The sequence below is a fragment of the Mycobacterium hubeiense genome (genome assembly GCF_002838065.1).
GTDB classification, from domain to species: Bacteria; Actinomycetota; Actinomycetes; order Mycobacteriales; family Mycobacteriaceae; genus Mycobacterium; species Mycobacterium hubeiense.
Genome location: NZ_PIZU01000002.1, coordinates 209,985 through 226,501 on the forward strand (window position 1 = coordinate 209,985; position 16,517 = coordinate 226,501).

Sequence of the window (16,517 nt, forward strand, 5' to 3'; positions counted from 1 at the left end):
GAAAGATGCTCGAACTCGACGACATTCAGCACATCCTGCTGACTCGAACGCCCGCAATCACAGGACGTTATGAGTTCCTGACGTTCGACACGGCAGCCGGCGGCCGGGCGTGGCTGTCGGAGCTGATCGAACGCGTGCAGTCGGCTGCCGATGCGCACGAAACGATGGATGCCGCCACCCGGTGGATCACGTTGGCGTTCACCTGGAATGGGCTGCGCGCACTGGGCGTGTCCGAGGACTCGCTGGCCACCTTCCCCGCTGAGTTCCGCGAAGGGATGGCCGCACGTGCGGACATCCTCGGCGACACCGGCGCGAATCACCCCGACAACTGGGTCGGCGGCCTGGCCGACGACAATCTGCACGCCATCGCGATCCTTTTCGCGCGCGACGATGAGCAGTGCCGGCGGTCCATCGACGAGCACGACAAGCTGCTCGCGCGGACCGATGGAGTTTGCAGTCTGTCCTATCTGGATCTGAACGCGACGCCTCCGTTCAACTACGCCCACGACCACTTCGGCTTCCGGGATCGGTTGTCGCAGCCAGTGATCAAGTACTCCGGCGAGGAGCCGACACCTGGCTCAGGCGCGCCATTGGAGCCTGGCGAGTTCATCCTGGGCTATCCCGACGAAGACGGGCCGGTGGCCAATCTCCCGCAGCCCGAGATACTTTCGCGCAACGGCAGCTACATGGCCTACCGGCGACTGCAGGAGCACGTCGCACTGTTCCGAGACTATCTGCACCAGCACGCGGCCACGCCCGACGAACAGGAGCTTCTCGCAGCTAAGTTCATGGGCCGCTGGCGTAGCGGTGCCCCGCTGGTCCTGGCACCCGACAACGACGACCCCGAACTGGGCGCCGACCCGATGCGTAACAACGACTTCAACTACAAGGAGATGGACCCGCTGGGCTATGCGTGTCCGCTGGGATCACATGCCCGTCGGCTGAACCCGCGCGACACCGCGCACAACATGAATCGCCGCCGGATGATCCGGCGTGGTGCCACCTACGGCGCCGCCCTCCCGGAAGGCGCGCCCGACGACCGCGTCGACCGCGGTATCGCCGCGTTCATCATCTGCGCCAGCCTGGTGCGCCAGTTCGAGTTCGCGCAGAACGTGTGGATCAACGACAAGACGTTCCATGAGCTGGTCAACGAACGCGACCCGATCTGCGGCACCCAGGACGGCACGCTGGAATACAAGATTCCGAAGCGGCCGATCCGGAAAGTCCTCAAGGGACTACCGGCCTTCACCACCCTGACGGGCGGCGCCTACTTCTTCCTGCCCGGTATCACCGCGCTGCGCTACCTGGCAACGCTCAGCGAGAAACAGGACACACCATGAGCACAGCGCGCACCTATAACCAGAACCACGTTGACAGAACGCACGACGGGCGACGGCGGATCAGCATCTATTGGACCTGGAGTTATCCCTGGGAGGCTCAACGCGATCCCACTGAGATGTACAACCGCTACTCCACGATGACCGAAGTTCGAAATGCGTTGTGGCCGAACTACGAAACGCCAGAGTACGACGCGGCACATTTCCTGCAAGGAATCGCGGGGACACTCGAGCTGTTCCACCGATCAACGCTGGCGTTTCAGGAGCTGGCCGAAGCGGCCACCGGGCATCCGGTCGCGGTCTTCCAGCGCATAGATCAGGCGGGCTAGAACTGCCGATTGACGAAAGGATCCTGGCCGACGCCGACACGCTGATGGTCTTCGGACTCGACCACACTCTGTCCGAGCAAAAAGCCGCACCCGAAGAGATCGCCGCGATCAAAGAGTGGCTGCGCCGGGAAGGCACCTGCCTGCTCCTGGCGCCCCATCACGACGTCGGGTTCACCGACGATTTCGGACAGCGTCAGGTCGAGTACCAGCATCACGGTGACCCGCTGGTGCCCCGCCAGCAACGCTTCGGTCAGTACACCCGCTCGCTGATGAAAGCGCTCGATGTCCCCGTCCACAACAAGTGGGGTCTGCGCCCCGCGATCGTCGACGGCGCCGAGGAAATCGTGCCGCTTACCGCTTTTCGGGAGCTCGACGCACCGCGGCTGCTGGACGACGTCACCACGTTTAACTTCCATCCGCATCTGCCGCACTACGAGCTCACCGTGCCGGAGGGCAACGACCTTCACGTCCTCGGACGCCAGCGGGTCGACCCGAACAGGCCGCACCCCTTCACCGAGGCCGGCAATACCGAGTTCAACGCGCTGATCTGGATGCCACCGACCGGTGCGCGCGCCGGCGACATCGTGCTCGTCGACTCCACCAACTTCACCACGCTGTTCGGCGGCACCGACAGCCTCCAGAATCTTTGGCGCAACCTCGCGACGATGCGCAGCTGAAGCCTACTCCTTCATCTCCAGCACTGGCGTCGGCCGCTTCAGCCAGACGGCCACTTCGAGTTCGGGCTCGCGGTGCCGCTTCGAGGACTCTCGACGACGTGTTAACAGTCTGAAAATTCCACGATTCGGCACCGTGACAGCCCGCCACACGGACCCGGCAAGGGCCGGCAATCGGACGCAAATCCCCAGCTAGACAGCAGAATTGCGACGGCCATCACACCTCTCAGATGACCGCCGTGTTAACGCAAACGCACGGCCCCGCCACAACGTGTGTGCGCTTATTTGGACGCCCGCTTCGGCGCTCTTACATTCGGTTCACCAGCCCAAGCGATTCCAGCCTGAAAGGGGGCGGCGTGGTCGATATGCACACCAACGGTCAGGCGGCCGGCGATGCCCTCCTGCGGCTGGGCAAGTACTTTCACCGCGGCGAGATCTCCGCCGACCAGCGCACGCTGCACAAGGTCGGCGGCCGCTCCGCCGACGACTTCTACCGCGACCGCTGGGCCCACGACAAGGTCGTCCGCTCCACCCACGGCGTCAACTGCACCGGATCGTGCTCCTGGAAGATCTACGTCAAGGACGGCGTGATCACCTGGGAGTCCCAGCAGACCGACTACCCCTCCGTCGGCGCTGACAAGCCCGAGTACGAGCCACGCGGCTGCCCTCGCGGCGCCTCCTTCTCCTGGTACACGTATTCCCCTGCGCGCGTGCGCTATCCGTATGTGCGCGGCGTGCTGCTCGAGTACTACCGCGAAGCCAAGGAACGGCTCAAGGATCCGGTGCTCGCGTGGGCCGACATCGTCGAGGATCCGGTAAAGGCCAAGCGTTACAAGGAGGCTCGCGGCAAGGGCGGCTTCGTGCGCGCCGAATGGTGGGAGGCCGCCGAGATCGCCGCCGCCGCGCACGTGCACACCATCAAGAAGTACGGGCCCGACCGGGTCGCCGGCTTCTCCCCTATCCCGGCCATGTCGATGGTCAGCCATGCCGTCGGCGCCCGGTTCATCTCGCTGATCGGCGGCTCGATGCTGTCGTTCTACGACTGGTACGCCGACCTGCCCGTCGCCTCGCCCCAGGTGTTCGGCGACCAGACCGACGTGCCCGAATCCGCCGACTGGTTCGACGCGGGCTACCTCATCATGTGGGGCTCCAACGTCCCCGTCACTCGCACGCCCGACGCGCACTACATGACCGCGGCCCGCTACCGCGGTCAGAAGGTCGTCGTCGTCTCCCCCGCCTACGCCGACAACACCAAGTTCGCCGACGAGTGGCTGCCCGCGCGGCCGGGAACCGATGCGGCCCTGGCGATGTCGATGGGCCACGTCATCCTGAAAGAGTTCTTCGTCGACCGGCAGACGCCGTATTTCACCGAGTACATCAAGAAGTACACCGACCTGCCATTCCTGGTGACGATCACCGACAAGGGCACGCCCGGAAAGTTCCTCACCGCAGCCGATCTCGGCGACACCTCCGAAGGTGCCGAGTCGAAAACCGTGCTGCTCGACGCCGACGGCAATCCGGTGGTTCCGAACGGCTCACTGGGACACCGGTTCACCGCTTCCGGCGAGGGCCACTGGAACCTCGACCTGCAGGGCGTGGACCCACTGCTCACGCTGTACGGATCGGAAACGGCGACGGTGCAGCTGCCGCGGTTCGACAGTGACAAGCCCGGCATCGTTGAGCGCGGCGTGCCGACGAGGACCATTGCCGGCCATCGTGTTACGACGGTGTTCGATCTTCTGCTCGCCCAGTACGGCGTCGGACGCGACGGTCTGCCCGGCACCTGGCCGGCGGGATACGACGACGCCTCACAGCCCTACGCCCCCGCCTGGCAGGAGGCCATCACCGGCGTGCCCGCGAAGGCCGCCGAGCGGATCGCCCGCGAGTTCGCCGACAACGCCGAGCGGTCGAAAGGCCGGTCGATGATCCTTATGGGCGCCGGCACCAACCACTGGTTCCACTCCGACCAGATCTACCGCTCATTCCTCACGCTGGTCATGCTCACCGGCTGTCAGGGCGTCAACGGCGGCGGCTGGGCCCACTACGTCGGCCAGGAGAAGTGTCGGCCCGTGACAGGCTGGGCCACACTGGCTTTCGGCCTGGACTGGCAGCGCCCACCGCGGCAGATGCAGGGCACCGTGTTCTGGTATCTGGCCACCGACCAGTGGCGCTACGACCCGTTCACCTCCGAGGTGATGGCCTCCCCGCTGGCCGATGGCCGGTTCGCGGGCCGCACCGCCGCGGACAATATCGCGCTGGCCAGCCGGCTGGGCTGGATGCCGAGCTACCCCACGTTCAACCGCAATCCGCTCGATCTGGCCGACGAGGCGCGCCGCCTCGGCAAGGACCCGTCGGAGCACGTGGTCGACGGTTTGAAGTCGGGCCACCTGCAGTTCGCCTGCGAGGATCCCGATGCGCCGGAGAACTTCCCTCGCTGCCTGACGGTGTGGCGGTCGAACCTGCTGGGCTCGTCGGCCAAGGGCAACGAGTACTTCCTCAAGCACCTGCTGGGCACAGACTCCGCCGTGGCCGCCCGCGACGAGGACGGTGTGCGGCCGCAGGAGGTGCGCTGGCGCGACGAGGCCCCGATCGGCAAGCTGGATCTGTTGTTGTCCTTGGACTTCCGCAGCACGTCCACCACACTGTTCTCCGACATCGTGCTGCCCGCGGCCACCTGGTACGAGAAGCACGACCTGTCCAGCACCGACATGCACCCGTTCGTGCACGCGTTCTCGCCGGCGATCTCGCCGCCGTGGGAGACCAAGACCGACTTCGAGGCGTTCCACCGCATCGCCCGCGGGTTCTCCTGGCTGGCCGAGAAGCACCTCGGCAAGCGCAAGGACATCGTGGCCATGCCGCTGCAGCACGACAGCGCCGACGCGTTGGCCCAGCCGCACGGCCGGGTGCTGGACTGGAAAGCCGGTGAGTGCGAACCGATTCCGGGCAAGACCATGCCCCGTCTGGTCGAGGTCGACCGCGACTACCCCGCGGTCGCGGAGAAGATGGCCGCGCTGGGCCCGATGGTGGAAACGGTCGGGCTCACCACGAAGGGTGTGACCACGCACCCCGAGGCCGAGGTCGAGTACCTGCGCGCCACCAACGGCGCGGTGGTCAGCGGGGTGGCCGCCGGACGGCCGGCACTGGCGAAGGACACCCACGCCGCCGAAGCCATCCTGGCGCTGTCGGGCACCACCAACGGGCGGCTGGCCGTGGAAGGCTTCGAGGCGCTGGAGCGACGCACCGGCATCGAACTGGCCGACCTGGCCAAGGAGAGCGAGGGCAAGCGAATCACGTTCGCCGACACCCAATCACGCCCGGTCCCGGTCAACACGTCACCGGAGTGGTCCGGTTCGGAGACCGGCGGACGACGGTATTCGCCGTTCACAATCAACACCGAACGGCTCAAGCCGTGGCACACGCTGACCGGCCGCCAGCACTTCTATCTCGACCATGACTGGATGAGCGAGCTCGGTGAGCAGCTGCCGATCTTCCGCCCGCCCCTGGACATGACCGCGCTGTTCAACGAACCCAAAGTCGGTGATACCGCCGGCGGCATCACCGTGCGCTACCTGACGCCACACTCGAAGTGGTCGATCCACTCCGCCTACCAGGACAACCTGCACATGCTCACGCTTTCCCGTGGCGGACAGTGCATCTGGATGTCGGACGTCGACGCGGCGAAGATCGGCGTCAAGGACAACGACTGGATCGAGTGCACCAACCGCAACGGCGTGGTGAACGCCCGCGCGATCGTCAGCCACCGCATGCCCGAGGGGCTGGTGTTCATGTACCACGCGCAGGACAAGGCCGTCGACGTGCCGCGCACCGAGAAGAACGGCAAACGCGGCGGCATCCACAATGCGCTGACCCGCATCATGATCAAGCCCACCCACCTGATCGGCGGCTACGCGCAGCAGTCGTTCGCGCTGAACTACCACGGCCCCACCGGAAATCAGCGTGACGAGGTCACCACGATTCGCCGGCGGTCCCAGGAGGTCACTTACTGATGCGCGTCATGGCACAACTCGCGATGGTGATGAACCTCGACAAGTGCATCGGCTGCCACACCTGCAGCGTCACCTGCAAGCAGGCATGGACCAACCGCGGCGGCGTCGAGTACGTCTGGTTCAACAACGTGGAAACCCGTCCGGGACAAGGTTATCCGCGGCAGTACCAGGATCAGGAGCGCTGGAAGGGCGGCTGGACGCTGAACAAGCGCGGCAAGCTCACGCTGAAGTCGGGCTCTCGGCTCAAGCGGCTCCTCAATATCTTCGCCAACCCCGACCTGCCCACGGTGTCGGACTATTACGACCCGTGGACCTACGACTACGACAACCTGCTGTCGTCCCCGGCGATGGACACCACCCCCGTCGCCCGACCCAAGTCACTGATCACCGGTAAAGACACCAAGGTGACCTGGGGCGCCAACTGGGACGACGACCTCGGCGGCGGACCCGAGCAGGTGGGCCAGGATCCGTTGCTGGCCAAGGTGTCCGACAAGGTGAAGCTCGAATTCGAGCAGACCTTCATGTTCTACCTGCCACGCATCTGCGAGCACTGCCTCAACCCGTCGTGTGCGGCGTCGTGCCCGTCGGGGGCCATCTACAAGCGCAGCGAGGACGGCATCGTCCTGGTCGACCAGGACAAGTGCCGCGGCTGGCGGCAATGCGTGACCGGCTGCCCGTACAAGAAGATCTACTTCAACCACAAGACCGGCAAGGCCGAGAAGTGCACATTCTGCTACCCGCGCGTCGAGGTCGGCATTCCCACGGTGTGCTCGGAAACCTGCGTGGGCCGGCTGCGCTACATCGGCGTGCTGCTCTACGACGCCGACGCGGTGCTCGAGGCCGCGTCGGTCAAGGACGACAAAGGCCTCTACCCCGCACAGTTGGGTGTCTTCCTGAACCCGCACGACCCGCGGGTGGTGGCCGAAGCTGAGCGGGCCGGCATCTCCTCCGAATGGATTGAGGCCGCGCAGAACTCGCCGGTGTACAGGCTGATCGTCGACTACCAGGTGGCGCTGCCACTGCACCCGGAATACCGCACCATGCCGATGGTGTGGTACGTGCCGCCGCTGTCACCCGTCGTCGACATCCTCAAGGAGACCGGGCACGACGGCGAGAATGCCAACAACCTGTTCGGCGCCATCGACGCGCTGCGCATCCCGGTCGAGTACCTGGCCGAGCTGTTCACCGCCGGCGACGTCGGTCCCGTCCGCGCGTCGCTACAACGCCTCGCGGCGATGCGCTCCTACATGCGGGCCGCCAACTTCGGCGAGGAGTTCGACGAGAGCATCCCAGCGTCGGTGCGGCTCAGCGGTGAAGAGATCGAATCCATGTACCGGCTGCTCGCGGTCGCGAAGTACAACGACCGCTATGTGATTCCCAGCGGTGCAGGCTCCGACGCGCATCGGCTCGACGCGCTGGCCACCGGCTGCAGCCTGGACACCGACGGTGGCCCCGGAATGACCGCATTCGATGCGATGGCCGACAAGTTCCACCTCACTGACACCAATCCCTCTGTCCCGAAGGACAATCCGAATCGGGTGAACCTGTTGAACTGGGACGGCAGGAGTTCCGACGGGCTGGTGCCGACGAAGTGAAGCTGCTTACACTGAGCCGACGACAGACGCCGTCGGCCGAACTGTCCGAACGCGACCAGCGACTGATCTGGCGTATCGCCGCCCTCCTGCTCGACTACCCGACCGCCGAGACCATCGCGATGGCAGAGCAATTGCGGGACGCCACAGAGCAATTGCCGGATTCTGTGCGGACGGCGCTCCTGGACTTCCTGGCCGAGTTCGGCGACGCCGACCCGATGGAGCTGGCCACAGCCTACGTCGAGACGTTCGACATGCGCCGTCGCTCCAGCCTTCACCTGACGTACTACGCCTACGGCGACACCCGCAAGCGCGGCATGGCACTGCTGCGGTTCAAGCACGCGTACCGTCAGGCCGGTATCGAGGTTGGGGATGCCGAGCTGCCCGATTATCTGCCGATGGTGCTGGAATTCGCCGCCACCGTCGACCAGGTGCAGGGTGAACGCCTGCTCGCCGAGCATGTGCCGGTGCTGGAGCTGTTACGACTATCGTTGCAGGACAGCGGATCCCGCTACGCCAATTTGCTCCAAGCCATCCTCGCGACGCTGCCGCCGATCTCCACGGCCGACCGGCGGCGGATCGCCGAGCTGGCCGCCGAAGGCCCGCCGGACGAGGATGTCGGGCTGGAGCCGTTCTCGATGGATCCGATGATGAGTGGAGGCCGTCGATGACAACCACCCTCTGGATGACCGCACCGTACATCGCCTTCACCTCGTTTGTGCTCGGTCATATCTGGCGCTACCGCAACGACCAATTCGGTTGGACCACACGGTCATCGCAGATCTATGAGAGCCGGCTACTGCGGATGGGCAGCCCGCTGTTCCACTTCGGGTTGCTCGGCGTCTTCGGCGGGCACGTCGTCGGCTTGATGATTCCCCAGACCTGGACGGCCGCGGTCGGCATCTCCGAGCACGTCTACCACCTGATGTCGGTCAGCATGGGTTCACTCGCCGGGCTCGCCGTCATCGCCGGCCTGGGCATCCTGCTCTACCGCCGGGTCAAGGTGCCCGCGGTACGCCAGGCCACCACCCGCAACGACAAACTGATGTACCTACTACTGGCCGGGGCGCTGTTGACCGGGATGCTCAACACGCTGACCAACGTGTTCGACACCTACAACTACCGCGAGACGGTGTCGCCGTGGTTCCGCAACCTGTTCACTCTGCATCCGGCGCCGCACTTGATGGCCGAGGCGCCGTTCACCTTCCAGCTGCACGTGCTGGTGGTGCTCGCCCTCTTCGCGATCTGGCCGTACACCCGGCTGGTGCACATGTTCAGCGCGCCCGTCGGCTACCTGTTCCGCCCGTTCGTCGTGTACCGCAGCCGCGACCCGCAACGCGCCGGCAGCCACCGTTACGCCAAGGCGTGGGTAACTCCGGAGGCCCCACCCGCGCGCAGCCGCTGGGTGTAAAGATTTGGGGATGGAAACCAGCAAGTCCGTCTTCATCACCGGCGCTGCCTCCGGTATCGGCCGCAAGACCGCACTGACGTTCGCCGCCAAGGGCTACACCGTCGGCGCCTACGACATCGACGAAGTCGGGCTGAAGACGTTGGCCGACGAGATCGACGAACTCGGCGCCAAGGCCGTCACCGGCCATCTCGATGTCACCGACCCCGACGAAATGGCTTTGCGCGTCGGCGAATTCGCGAAGTCGGCCGGCAACCGGCTGGACGTGATGGTCAACAACGCCGGCATCATGAAGGCCGGGCTCTTCGAAGACACCGACGTCAAAGCGCACCTGATGGAGGTCGACGTCAACGTCAAGGGCGTCGTCAACGGCCTGCATGCCGCATTTCCCTATCTCAAGGCGACCCCGGGTTCCGTCGTCGTCAATCTGGCCTCCGCCTCGGCGATCTACGGCCAGGCCGAACTCGCCAACTACAGCGCGACGAAGTTCTTCGTCCGCGGCATCACCGAAGCTCTTGACCTCGAGTGGAGCCGCCACGGTATCCGCGTGATCGCGATGTGGCCGCTCTATGTGCAGACCGCGATGACCGACGACGTCAAGACGGGCACCACGGAGTCGCTGGGCATCAGGCTCACGGCCGACGACGTCGCCGACGCGATCGTCGCGGCGGTCGACCCGTCGCGGCTGCGCAAGGCGATCCATCAGGTGCATTTCCCGGTCGGCGCCCAGACCAAGGCGCTGGCGCTGGGGTCGCGGTTCTCGCCGGCCTGGCTGACGCGGCTGGTGAACAAGCGGCTGTCGCACTCCTGACCCCGCGGGGCCAATCAGCGGTTACGCTCGCCCCGTGCTGACGAAGTGCACCCGGCGACGTTTCCTGATCGCGACCGCGACCGCGACCGTGGCCGCCGTCGCCGCCTGCGGGTCCGAAACCGGCACCGTCGCCGACGACGGCTCCATCACCGTCGAGCATGCGTTCGGCGAGACCAAGGTGCCCGCACCGCCCACCCGCGTCGTCAGCGCCGGCTTCACCGAACACGACGACCTGCTGGCCGTCGGCGTCGTCCCGATCGCGGTGACGGACTGGTTCGGCGGCGAACCCTTCGGCGTATGGCCTTGGGCCCAGCCGAAACTCGGCGGCGCTCAACCGACCGTGCTCAACCTCGACAACGGCATCCAAATAGATCAGATCGCCGGGCTGAAGCCCGATTTGATCGTCGCCACGAACGCCGGCCTCGACGCCGACACCTATACCAAGCTGTCCGAGATCGCCCCGACCATCGCACAACCCGGCCAGGACGCGTTCTTCGGACCGTGGAAGGAGCAGGCGACGCTCATCGGACAGGCGGTGTTCAAGAACGACGAGATGGCTGCATTGATCGCCACCGTCGACGAAAAGTTCACCGCCGCAGGCGAAAACAACCCGCAGTTCGCCGGCAAGAAGGTGACGCTGCTGCAGGGGCGCCTCGGCAAAGACGGCCCGCAGGCGATGACGCCGGCCTGGCGCAGCGACTTCCTCGCTCAGATGGGCCTCGTCATCGCCGACACCCCCGACGCCGCAGAGGTGTTGATCTGGACCACCGAAAGCCCCGAGGAGGAGGCCGCGCTACTAGCGGATCCGACTGTCCAGCAGTTGAACGCGCGCAACGTCTTCACCGGCAAGGAGCTCGCCGGCGCCATCGCGTTCGCCTCGCCGCTGTCCTATCCGCTGGTGGCCGACCAACTGCCGCCGCGCATCACCGAGGCGCTGGCCTGACGGCCTCTCACGAATGTGCCGTTTCATACGCGACTCGCCGCACGGAGCGTATGGCCTTGCACAGTCGCGGGCCGGGGCGAGGCGCTGAGCTGAGCTGAGCTGAGCTGACAAGATAACCCGGGTGAAAACCACGGAGCTCGAACACCGCGGCACCGCCACGATCGGATCGGCCTACTATCCGACGCTGGTCGCCGTATTCACCGGTCTGGTGCTGATCTCCAATGTGGCCGCCACCAAGGGCGTCGCGTTCGGGCCGCTGCTCACCGACGGCGGCTTCATCGTCTTTCCGCTGACGTACGTCATCGGCGACGTGCTCAGCGAGGTGTACGGCTTCAAGGCCGCCCGCCGCGCCGTCATCATCGGCTTTTCCATGCAGGCGCTGGCCGTCCTCGTGCTGTGGGCCACCGTGCGCCTGCCCGCAGCCCCCGACTACGCGAACCAGGACGCCCTGGCCACCACCGTCGAGTCGATCACCGGGTTGGCGGTGGCCGGGCTGGCCGGGTTCCTGGTCGGCCAGCTGGTGAACGCATGGGTCGTCGTGCGCATTAAACAACGCACCAAGGAACGGCATCTGTGGGCGCGACTGTTGGGCTCGACGGTTGTCGGCCAGTTCAGCGACACCTTGGTGTTCTGCGCCATCGCCGCGCCGATTATCGGCTTCGGCAATATGGGGTCGTTCGCGGTATATGCGGCGCTGGGCTGGATCTACAAGACCGCGGTCGAGGCGGCAGTGCTGCCCGTCACCTACCGGGTAATTGCATTCATCAAGCGCCGCGAACCGACCTATCAGCCCGCCGTATGAGCCTTCGCTGAGGCTTCTCTGGCAAGGCTCATAGAGCTGCGGCGAACAAACTTACTCGGCGGTAGCGTTTCACTATGACGGTCACAGCGGACTTGATGGTTATCGGCACCGTTCACGATTACGGCGACCAGGCACTGCTGCTCGAGTTCGAGAGCACCGCCGAAGTGCTGGCGTGGACCGACGCGATCCGGCAGGCCGATCTGCTCGGCGTGCTCGACATCGTGCCGGCGTCGCGCACGATCCTGATCAAACTTGCAGGCCCGCGATATCAGGCGCCCACCCGGCAGAGGCTGTCCAAGCTGCACCTGACACCGGAAGCCCTCGACGAGCACACCGCCCCGATCGACGGGCGCGTCGACGTGGTGCTCGACGTGGTGTACGACGGCCCCGACCTGCACGAGGTGGCCCGGCTGACGGGACTTGAGCCCGCACAGGTGATCGCGGCGCACACCGCGACGCCGTGGCGGGTCGGATTCGGCGGATTCGCACCGGGATTCGCGTATCTGGTCGGCGGCGACGAGCGTCTGCACGTACCGCGGCGGGCCGAACCCCGCACCAAAGTGCCCGCCGGCGCGGTGGCCCTGGCCGGCGAATTCAGCGGCGTCTACCCGCGGCAATCACCCGGGGGCTGGCAGCTGATCGGGCGCACGGATGCCGTGCTGTGGGACATCAATCGGGAAAAGCCCGCGCTATTGACCCCTGGCATGTGGGTCCAGTTCCGGGCCATCGGATAGGGGCGACCATGACTGTCACACTCGAAATCCTGCGCACCGGACCGCTCGCCCTTGTCGAGGACCTCGGCCGTCCGGGCCTGGCGCATATGGGGGTCACCCGCTCCGGCGCCGCCGACCGACGCTCTCACACGTTGGCCAACCGGCTGGTGGCCAACCCGCACGACCGCGCCACCATCGAGGTGACGTTCGGCGGGCTGTCGGCGCGAGTGCGCGGCGGCGACGTCGCGATCGCGGTGACCGGCGCCGACACCGATCCGGCTGTTAACGGTATTCCGTTCGGCACCAACAGCATTCACTACGCGCACGACGGCGAAGTGATCTCGCTGGGCGCGCCGCACTCCGGGCTACGCAGCTACCTGGCAGTGCGTGGCGGCATCGACGTGACACCGGTGCTCGGCTCACGCAGCTATGACGTGATGTCGGCGATCGGGCCGCTACCGCTGCAGCCCGGCGACGTGCTGCCCATCGGCGAGCACACCGACGAGTTCCCCGAACTGGAACAGGCGCCGGTCGCCGCCATCGAAGAGGATGTCCAGGAGTTGACGGTCGTGCCCGGCCCGCGCGACGACTGGTTCGTCGACCCCGACGTGCTCATCCGCACCAACTGGCTGGTGCACAACCGCAGCGACCGGGTCGGCATGCGGCTGGTCGGCATGCCTCTGGAGTACCGATGGCCGGACCGGCAGCTGCCCAGCGAGGGCGCGACCCGCGGCGCAATTCAGGTGCCGCCGAACGGTTTTCCGGTGATCCTCGGGCCCGACCATCCGGTCACCGGCGGGTATCCGGTGATCGGCGTGGTGACCAACGAGGACATCGACAAGCTCGCCCAGATCCGGCCGGGGCAGACAGTGCGGATGCACTGGTCGCGGCCGCGTAAGCCGTTCGGGGGCTGACTCGACGGGTCCGCGAGACTGTGGTTATCGAGGCCTCTACTCGCACAACGTCTCGATAACAGCAGTCTCGCGAAGCTGTGTGCCAAACCAACGGGTGTAATCGTCACTGCGTCCTGGTAGAACGGCAGTGTGCACACCCAGGTTCACACCGCACGCCTGGTCCACACCGCCGACCTCGATCATGAGACCCGTGAAGGCGCCCGCGCCATGGTCATGGAGGCCTTCGGCGGCGATTTCACCGACGCCGACTGGGAGCATTCGCTCGGCGGCATGCATGCGCTGATCTGCCACCACGGCGACATCATCGCCCACGGCGCCGTCGTGCAGCGGCGGCTGCTATACCGCAACACGGCGCTGCGCTGCGGATACGTCGAAGGCGTTGCCGTGCGCGAAGACTGGCGAGGCCAGGGTCTGGCGACCGCGGTAATGGACGCATGTGAACAGGTGATCCGCGGTGCCTATCAGCTCGGCGCGCTCAGTGCCTCGGAGATCGGCCGGCACATGTACACCTCGCGGGGCTGGCTGCCGTGGCACGGCAAGACGTCGGTGCTGGCGCCCGACGGGCTGACCCACACGCCCGAGGACGACCGGTCGCTGTTCGTGCTGCCCGTCGCGCTGCCGAACAACCTTGCGCTCGACACCACCGCCGAGATCACCTGCGATTGGCGCGACGGCGACGTCTGGTGAGCGGCGTACGTTGGATGAGGTGACGACGGAGGCCTTCGACAAGCTCTACCGCGGCCAACCCATGTTCGAGGGCGCACCGCCACCTGCCGGCATCCCGTGGGACATCCGCCAGGCACAGCCCACGTTGATGGAACTCGAAGCGCTGGGCGGCTTTTCAGGTGACGTGCTCGACATCGGCTGCGGTCTCGGCGATAACGCCATCTACCTGGCGTCACGGGGGCATTCGGTGACCGGACTGGACGGATCGCCCGCCGCCATCGAGCAGGCCCGCGATCGCGCCGCCGCCGCCGGTGTCGAGGTGGCCTTCGGCGTCGCCGATGCCACCAAGCTCACCGGCTACGACAGCCGGTTCGACAGCGTCCTCGACAGTGGCCTGTATCACTGCCTCGATGACGAGGGCCGGCAGGCGTACGCCGCCGCGCTGTACCGCGCGACCCGCAGCGGGGCGCGCTGGCATCTCTATTGTTTCGCCTACGGCACCGTCAACGGCCTGACCGCACCGAGGGACGCGGTGCCCGAGCACAATCTGCGCGACACCCTGACCGCCAACGGTTGGCGCATCGACTTCCTCGGGCCCACCACGTATTTGGGCAACGCCGCCGGGATGAGATTCGGTGAAAACGCGCTTCCGCAGGCGGTGCTCGACCGGCTTCCGCAGGAAGAACTGGAGAAGATGCACGATATGGCCGCGCGGTTGAAGCGGATAGCCGAACTGGTCGAGGACGACCGGGTACACATGCCGATGACCGTCGTGCACGCCCACCGCGTCGACTGACCTCACATACCCGCATTTCGCGGCGTGAGCGGAAGTTCACGGCGGGGACATCAGAGGCAGCTTTTGAGAAATAAACGCTTCCTAGCGTTGGCCACATGTCGCACACGATCACCAACTGGGATCCAGAAGACGTTGTGGCCTGGGAGGCCGGCAACAAGAAGATCGCCCGACGCAACCTGATCTGGTCGGTGATCGCCGAACACGTCGGATTCTCGGTGTGGACGATCTGGTCGGTGATGGTGCTGTTCATGCCGGAATCCGTCTACGGCTTCTCCGCCAGCGACAAGTTCCTGCTCGGCGCCACAGCCACGCTGGTCGGCGCCTGCCTGCGCATCCCGTACACGCTGGCGACCGCGACCTTCGGCGGCCGCAACTGGACGGTGTTCTCGGCGTTCGTGCTGCTGATCCCGACGCTGGGGACGATGTGGCTGCTGGCCAACCCCGGCCTGCCGCTGTGGCCGTATCTGCTGTGCGCGGCGCTGGCCGGGTTCGGCGGCGGCAACTTCGCGTCGTCGATGACGAACATCAACGCGTTCTACCCGCAGCGGCTCAAGGGCTGGGCGCTCGGCCTCAACGCCGGCGGCGGCAACATCGGGGTGCCGATGGTCCAGCTCGTCGGACTGCTGGTGATCGCCACCGCCGGCAACCGGGCGCCGTACTGGGTGTGCGCGGTCTACCTGGTGCTGCTCGCAGTCGCCGGCATCGGCGCGGCGCTGTTCATGAACAACCTCGAGCAGCACAAGATCGACTTCACCGCGATGAAAGACATTCTGCGCGTGCGAGATACGTGGGTCATCGCGCTGCTGTACATCGGGACGTTCGGCTCGTTCATCGGCTACTCGTTCGCATTCGGCCAGGTGCTGCAGATCAATTTTGCCGCCGGCGGTCAGAGCGCGGCGGAGGCGTCGCTGCATGCCGCGCAGATCGCGTTCATCGGCCCGCTGCTCGGTTCGATCACCCGGGTGTACGGCGGCAAGCTCGCCGACCGCATCGGCGGTGGCCGGGTGACGCTGGCCACCTTCGCCGGCATGCTGTTGTCCGCCGGGCTGCTGGTGGGCATCAGCACCCTCGACGACCACACCACCGGCCCTGCGACGGCGCTGATGATGGGCGGCTACGTCATCGGCTTCATCGCGCTGTTCATCCTGTCCGGCATCGGCAACGGCTCGGTGTACAAGATGATCCCGTCGATCTTCGACGCCCGCAGCCGCTCGCTGCCGGTCAGCGAGGCGGAGCGCCAGTACTGGTCGCGGGCCATGTCCGGCGCGCTGATCGGCTTCGCCGGCGCCATCGGCGCACTCGGCGGCGTGGGCATCAACCTAGCGCTGCGGCAGTCCTACCTGACCAGCGGTTCGGCGACGGCGGCGTTCTGCATCTTCGTCGCGTTCTACATCTTCGCGCTGGGTCTGACCTGGGTGAAGTACGTGCGGCGGCCGGAATCGGCCGCACCGGTCGACGTGCCCGCCGTCACCGACATGGCCCGGGCGTGACGCCGGCCGCCAGTGTGATGCTGACCGCATTACGC

At 66.1% G+C, this 16,517-nt stretch carries 13 protein-coding genes and 1 pseudogene; all 14 read left to right on the plus strand.

Annotated elements, in window-relative coordinates:
* The first annotated feature begins 5 nt into the window (after positions 1–5).
* The 14 genes and pseudogenes from CWS39_RS02665 (at position 6) to CWS39_RS02730 (ending at position 16,482) form a co-directional block, all read left to right on the plus strand.
* The gene (locus CWS39_RS02665; RefSeq protein WP_102141356.1) at positions 6–1,340 is read left to right on the plus strand and encodes a Dyp-type peroxidase; all 1,335 of its coding nucleotides are present in this window, start codon (positions 6–8) and stop codon (positions 1,338–1,340) included.
* Positions 1,337–2,343 (plus strand): annotated as a pseudogene (locus CWS39_RS02670) (hypothetical protein). Before CWS39_RS02665 ends, CWS39_RS02670 begins: the two are co-directional and overlap by 4 nt.
* A gap of 362 nt (positions 2,344–2,705) precedes the next feature.
* Complete coding sequence (locus tag CWS39_RS02675; protein ID WP_102141357.1) at positions 2,706–6,347, plus strand: nitrate reductase subunit alpha; 3,642 nt, start codon at positions 2,706–2,708, stop codon at positions 6,345–6,347.
* On the plus strand, positions 6,347–7,942 hold the full coding sequence (narH, locus tag CWS39_RS02680; RefSeq protein WP_199177928.1) for a nitrate reductase subunit beta: 1,596 nt from the start codon (positions 6,347–6,349) through the stop codon (positions 7,940–7,942). The genes CWS39_RS02675 and narH overlap by 1 nt, the downstream gene beginning before the upstream one ends.
* Positions 7,939–8,610: a nitrate reductase molybdenum cofactor assembly chaperone gene (gene narJ, locus CWS39_RS02685; RefSeq protein ID WP_102141358.1), complete on the plus strand. Its 672-nt coding sequence runs from the start codon at positions 7,939–7,941 to the stop codon at positions 8,608–8,610. The genes narH and narJ overlap by 4 nt, the downstream gene beginning before the upstream one ends.
* The gene (gene narI / locus CWS39_RS02690; protein WP_102141359.1) at positions 8,607–9,350 is read left to right on the plus strand and encodes a respiratory nitrate reductase subunit gamma; all 744 of its coding nucleotides are present in this window, start codon (positions 8,607–8,609) and stop codon (positions 9,348–9,350) included. Before narJ ends, narI begins: the two co-directional genes overlap by 4 nt.
* A gap of 10 nt (positions 9,351–9,360) precedes the next feature.
* A complete protein-coding gene (locus CWS39_RS02695; protein WP_102141360.1) occupies positions 9,361–10,158 on the plus strand; it encodes an SDR family oxidoreductase in 798 nt (265 codons plus the stop codon).
* Positions 10,159–10,192: 34 nt separating this feature from the next.
* Positions 10,193–11,101, plus strand: a complete 909-nt coding sequence (locus CWS39_RS02700) for an ABC transporter substrate-binding protein (RefSeq protein ID WP_102141361.1) — start codon at positions 10,193–10,195, stop codon at positions 11,099–11,101.
* 121 nt (positions 11,102–11,222) lie between these two features.
* Positions 11,223–11,903 carry a queuosine precursor transporter gene (locus CWS39_RS02705; protein WP_102141362.1) on the plus strand — a complete coding sequence of 227 codons (681 nt, stop codon included), beginning with the start codon at positions 11,223–11,225 and terminating at the stop codon, positions 11,901–11,903.
* A gap of 74 nt (positions 11,904–11,977) precedes the next feature.
* A complete protein-coding gene (locus CWS39_RS02710) occupies positions 11,978–12,637 on the plus strand; it encodes a 5-oxoprolinase subunit B family protein (RefSeq protein ID WP_199177929.1) in 660 nt (219 codons plus the stop codon).
* Positions 12,638–12,645: 8 nt separating this feature from the next.
* Complete coding sequence (locus CWS39_RS02715; protein WP_102141363.1) at positions 12,646–13,530, plus strand: 5-oxoprolinase/urea amidolyase family protein; 885 nt, start codon at positions 12,646–12,648, stop codon at positions 13,528–13,530.
* 129 nt (positions 13,531–13,659) lie between these two features.
* Positions 13,660–14,217 (plus strand): GNAT family N-acetyltransferase, encoded by a 558-nt coding sequence (locus CWS39_RS02720; protein ID WP_102141364.1) that lies wholly within the window; start codon positions 13,660–13,662, stop codon positions 14,215–14,217.
* A gap of 19 nt (positions 14,218–14,236) precedes the next feature.
* A complete protein-coding gene (locus CWS39_RS02725; RefSeq protein WP_233213330.1) occupies positions 14,237–14,992 on the plus strand; it encodes a class I SAM-dependent methyltransferase in 756 nt (251 codons plus the stop codon).
* Positions 14,993–15,087: 95 nt separating this feature from the next.
* Positions 15,088–16,482 (plus strand): nitrate/nitrite transporter, encoded by a 1,395-nt coding sequence (locus tag CWS39_RS02730; RefSeq protein ID WP_102141365.1) that lies wholly within the window; start codon positions 15,088–15,090, stop codon positions 16,480–16,482.
* Positions 16,483–16,517: the final 35 nt, after the last annotated feature.

Excerpts from the sequence above, each read along its gene's own strand:
- CWS39_RS02665 (WP_102141356.1), top strand. The coding sequence starts at position 6 with ATGCTCGAACTCGACGACATTCAGCACATCCTGCTGACTCGAACGCCC.
- CWS39_RS02715 (WP_102141363.1), top strand. The coding sequence starts at position 12,646 with ATGACTGTCACACTCGAAATCCTGCGCACCGGACCGCTCGCCCTTGTC.
- narI (WP_102141359.1), top strand. The coding sequence starts at position 8,607 with ATGACAACCACCCTCTGGATGACCGCACCGTACATCGCCTTCACCTCG.
- narH (WP_199177928.1), top strand. The coding sequence starts at position 6,347 with ATGCGCGTCATGGCACAACTCGCGATGGTGATGAACCTCGACAAGTGC.
- CWS39_RS02710 (WP_199177929.1), top strand. The coding sequence starts at position 11,978 with ATGACGGTCACAGCGGACTTGATGGTTATCGGCACCGTTCACGATTAC.
- CWS39_RS02675 (WP_102141357.1), top strand. The coding sequence starts at position 2,706 with ATGCACACCAACGGTCAGGCGGCCGGCGATGCCCTCCTGCGGCTGGGC.
- CWS39_RS02695 (WP_102141360.1), top strand. The coding sequence starts at position 9,361 with ATGGAAACCAGCAAGTCCGTCTTCATCACCGGCGCTGCCTCCGGTATC.
- CWS39_RS02730 (WP_102141365.1), top strand. The coding sequence starts at position 15,088 with ATGTCGCACACGATCACCAACTGGGATCCAGAAGACGTTGTGGCCTGG.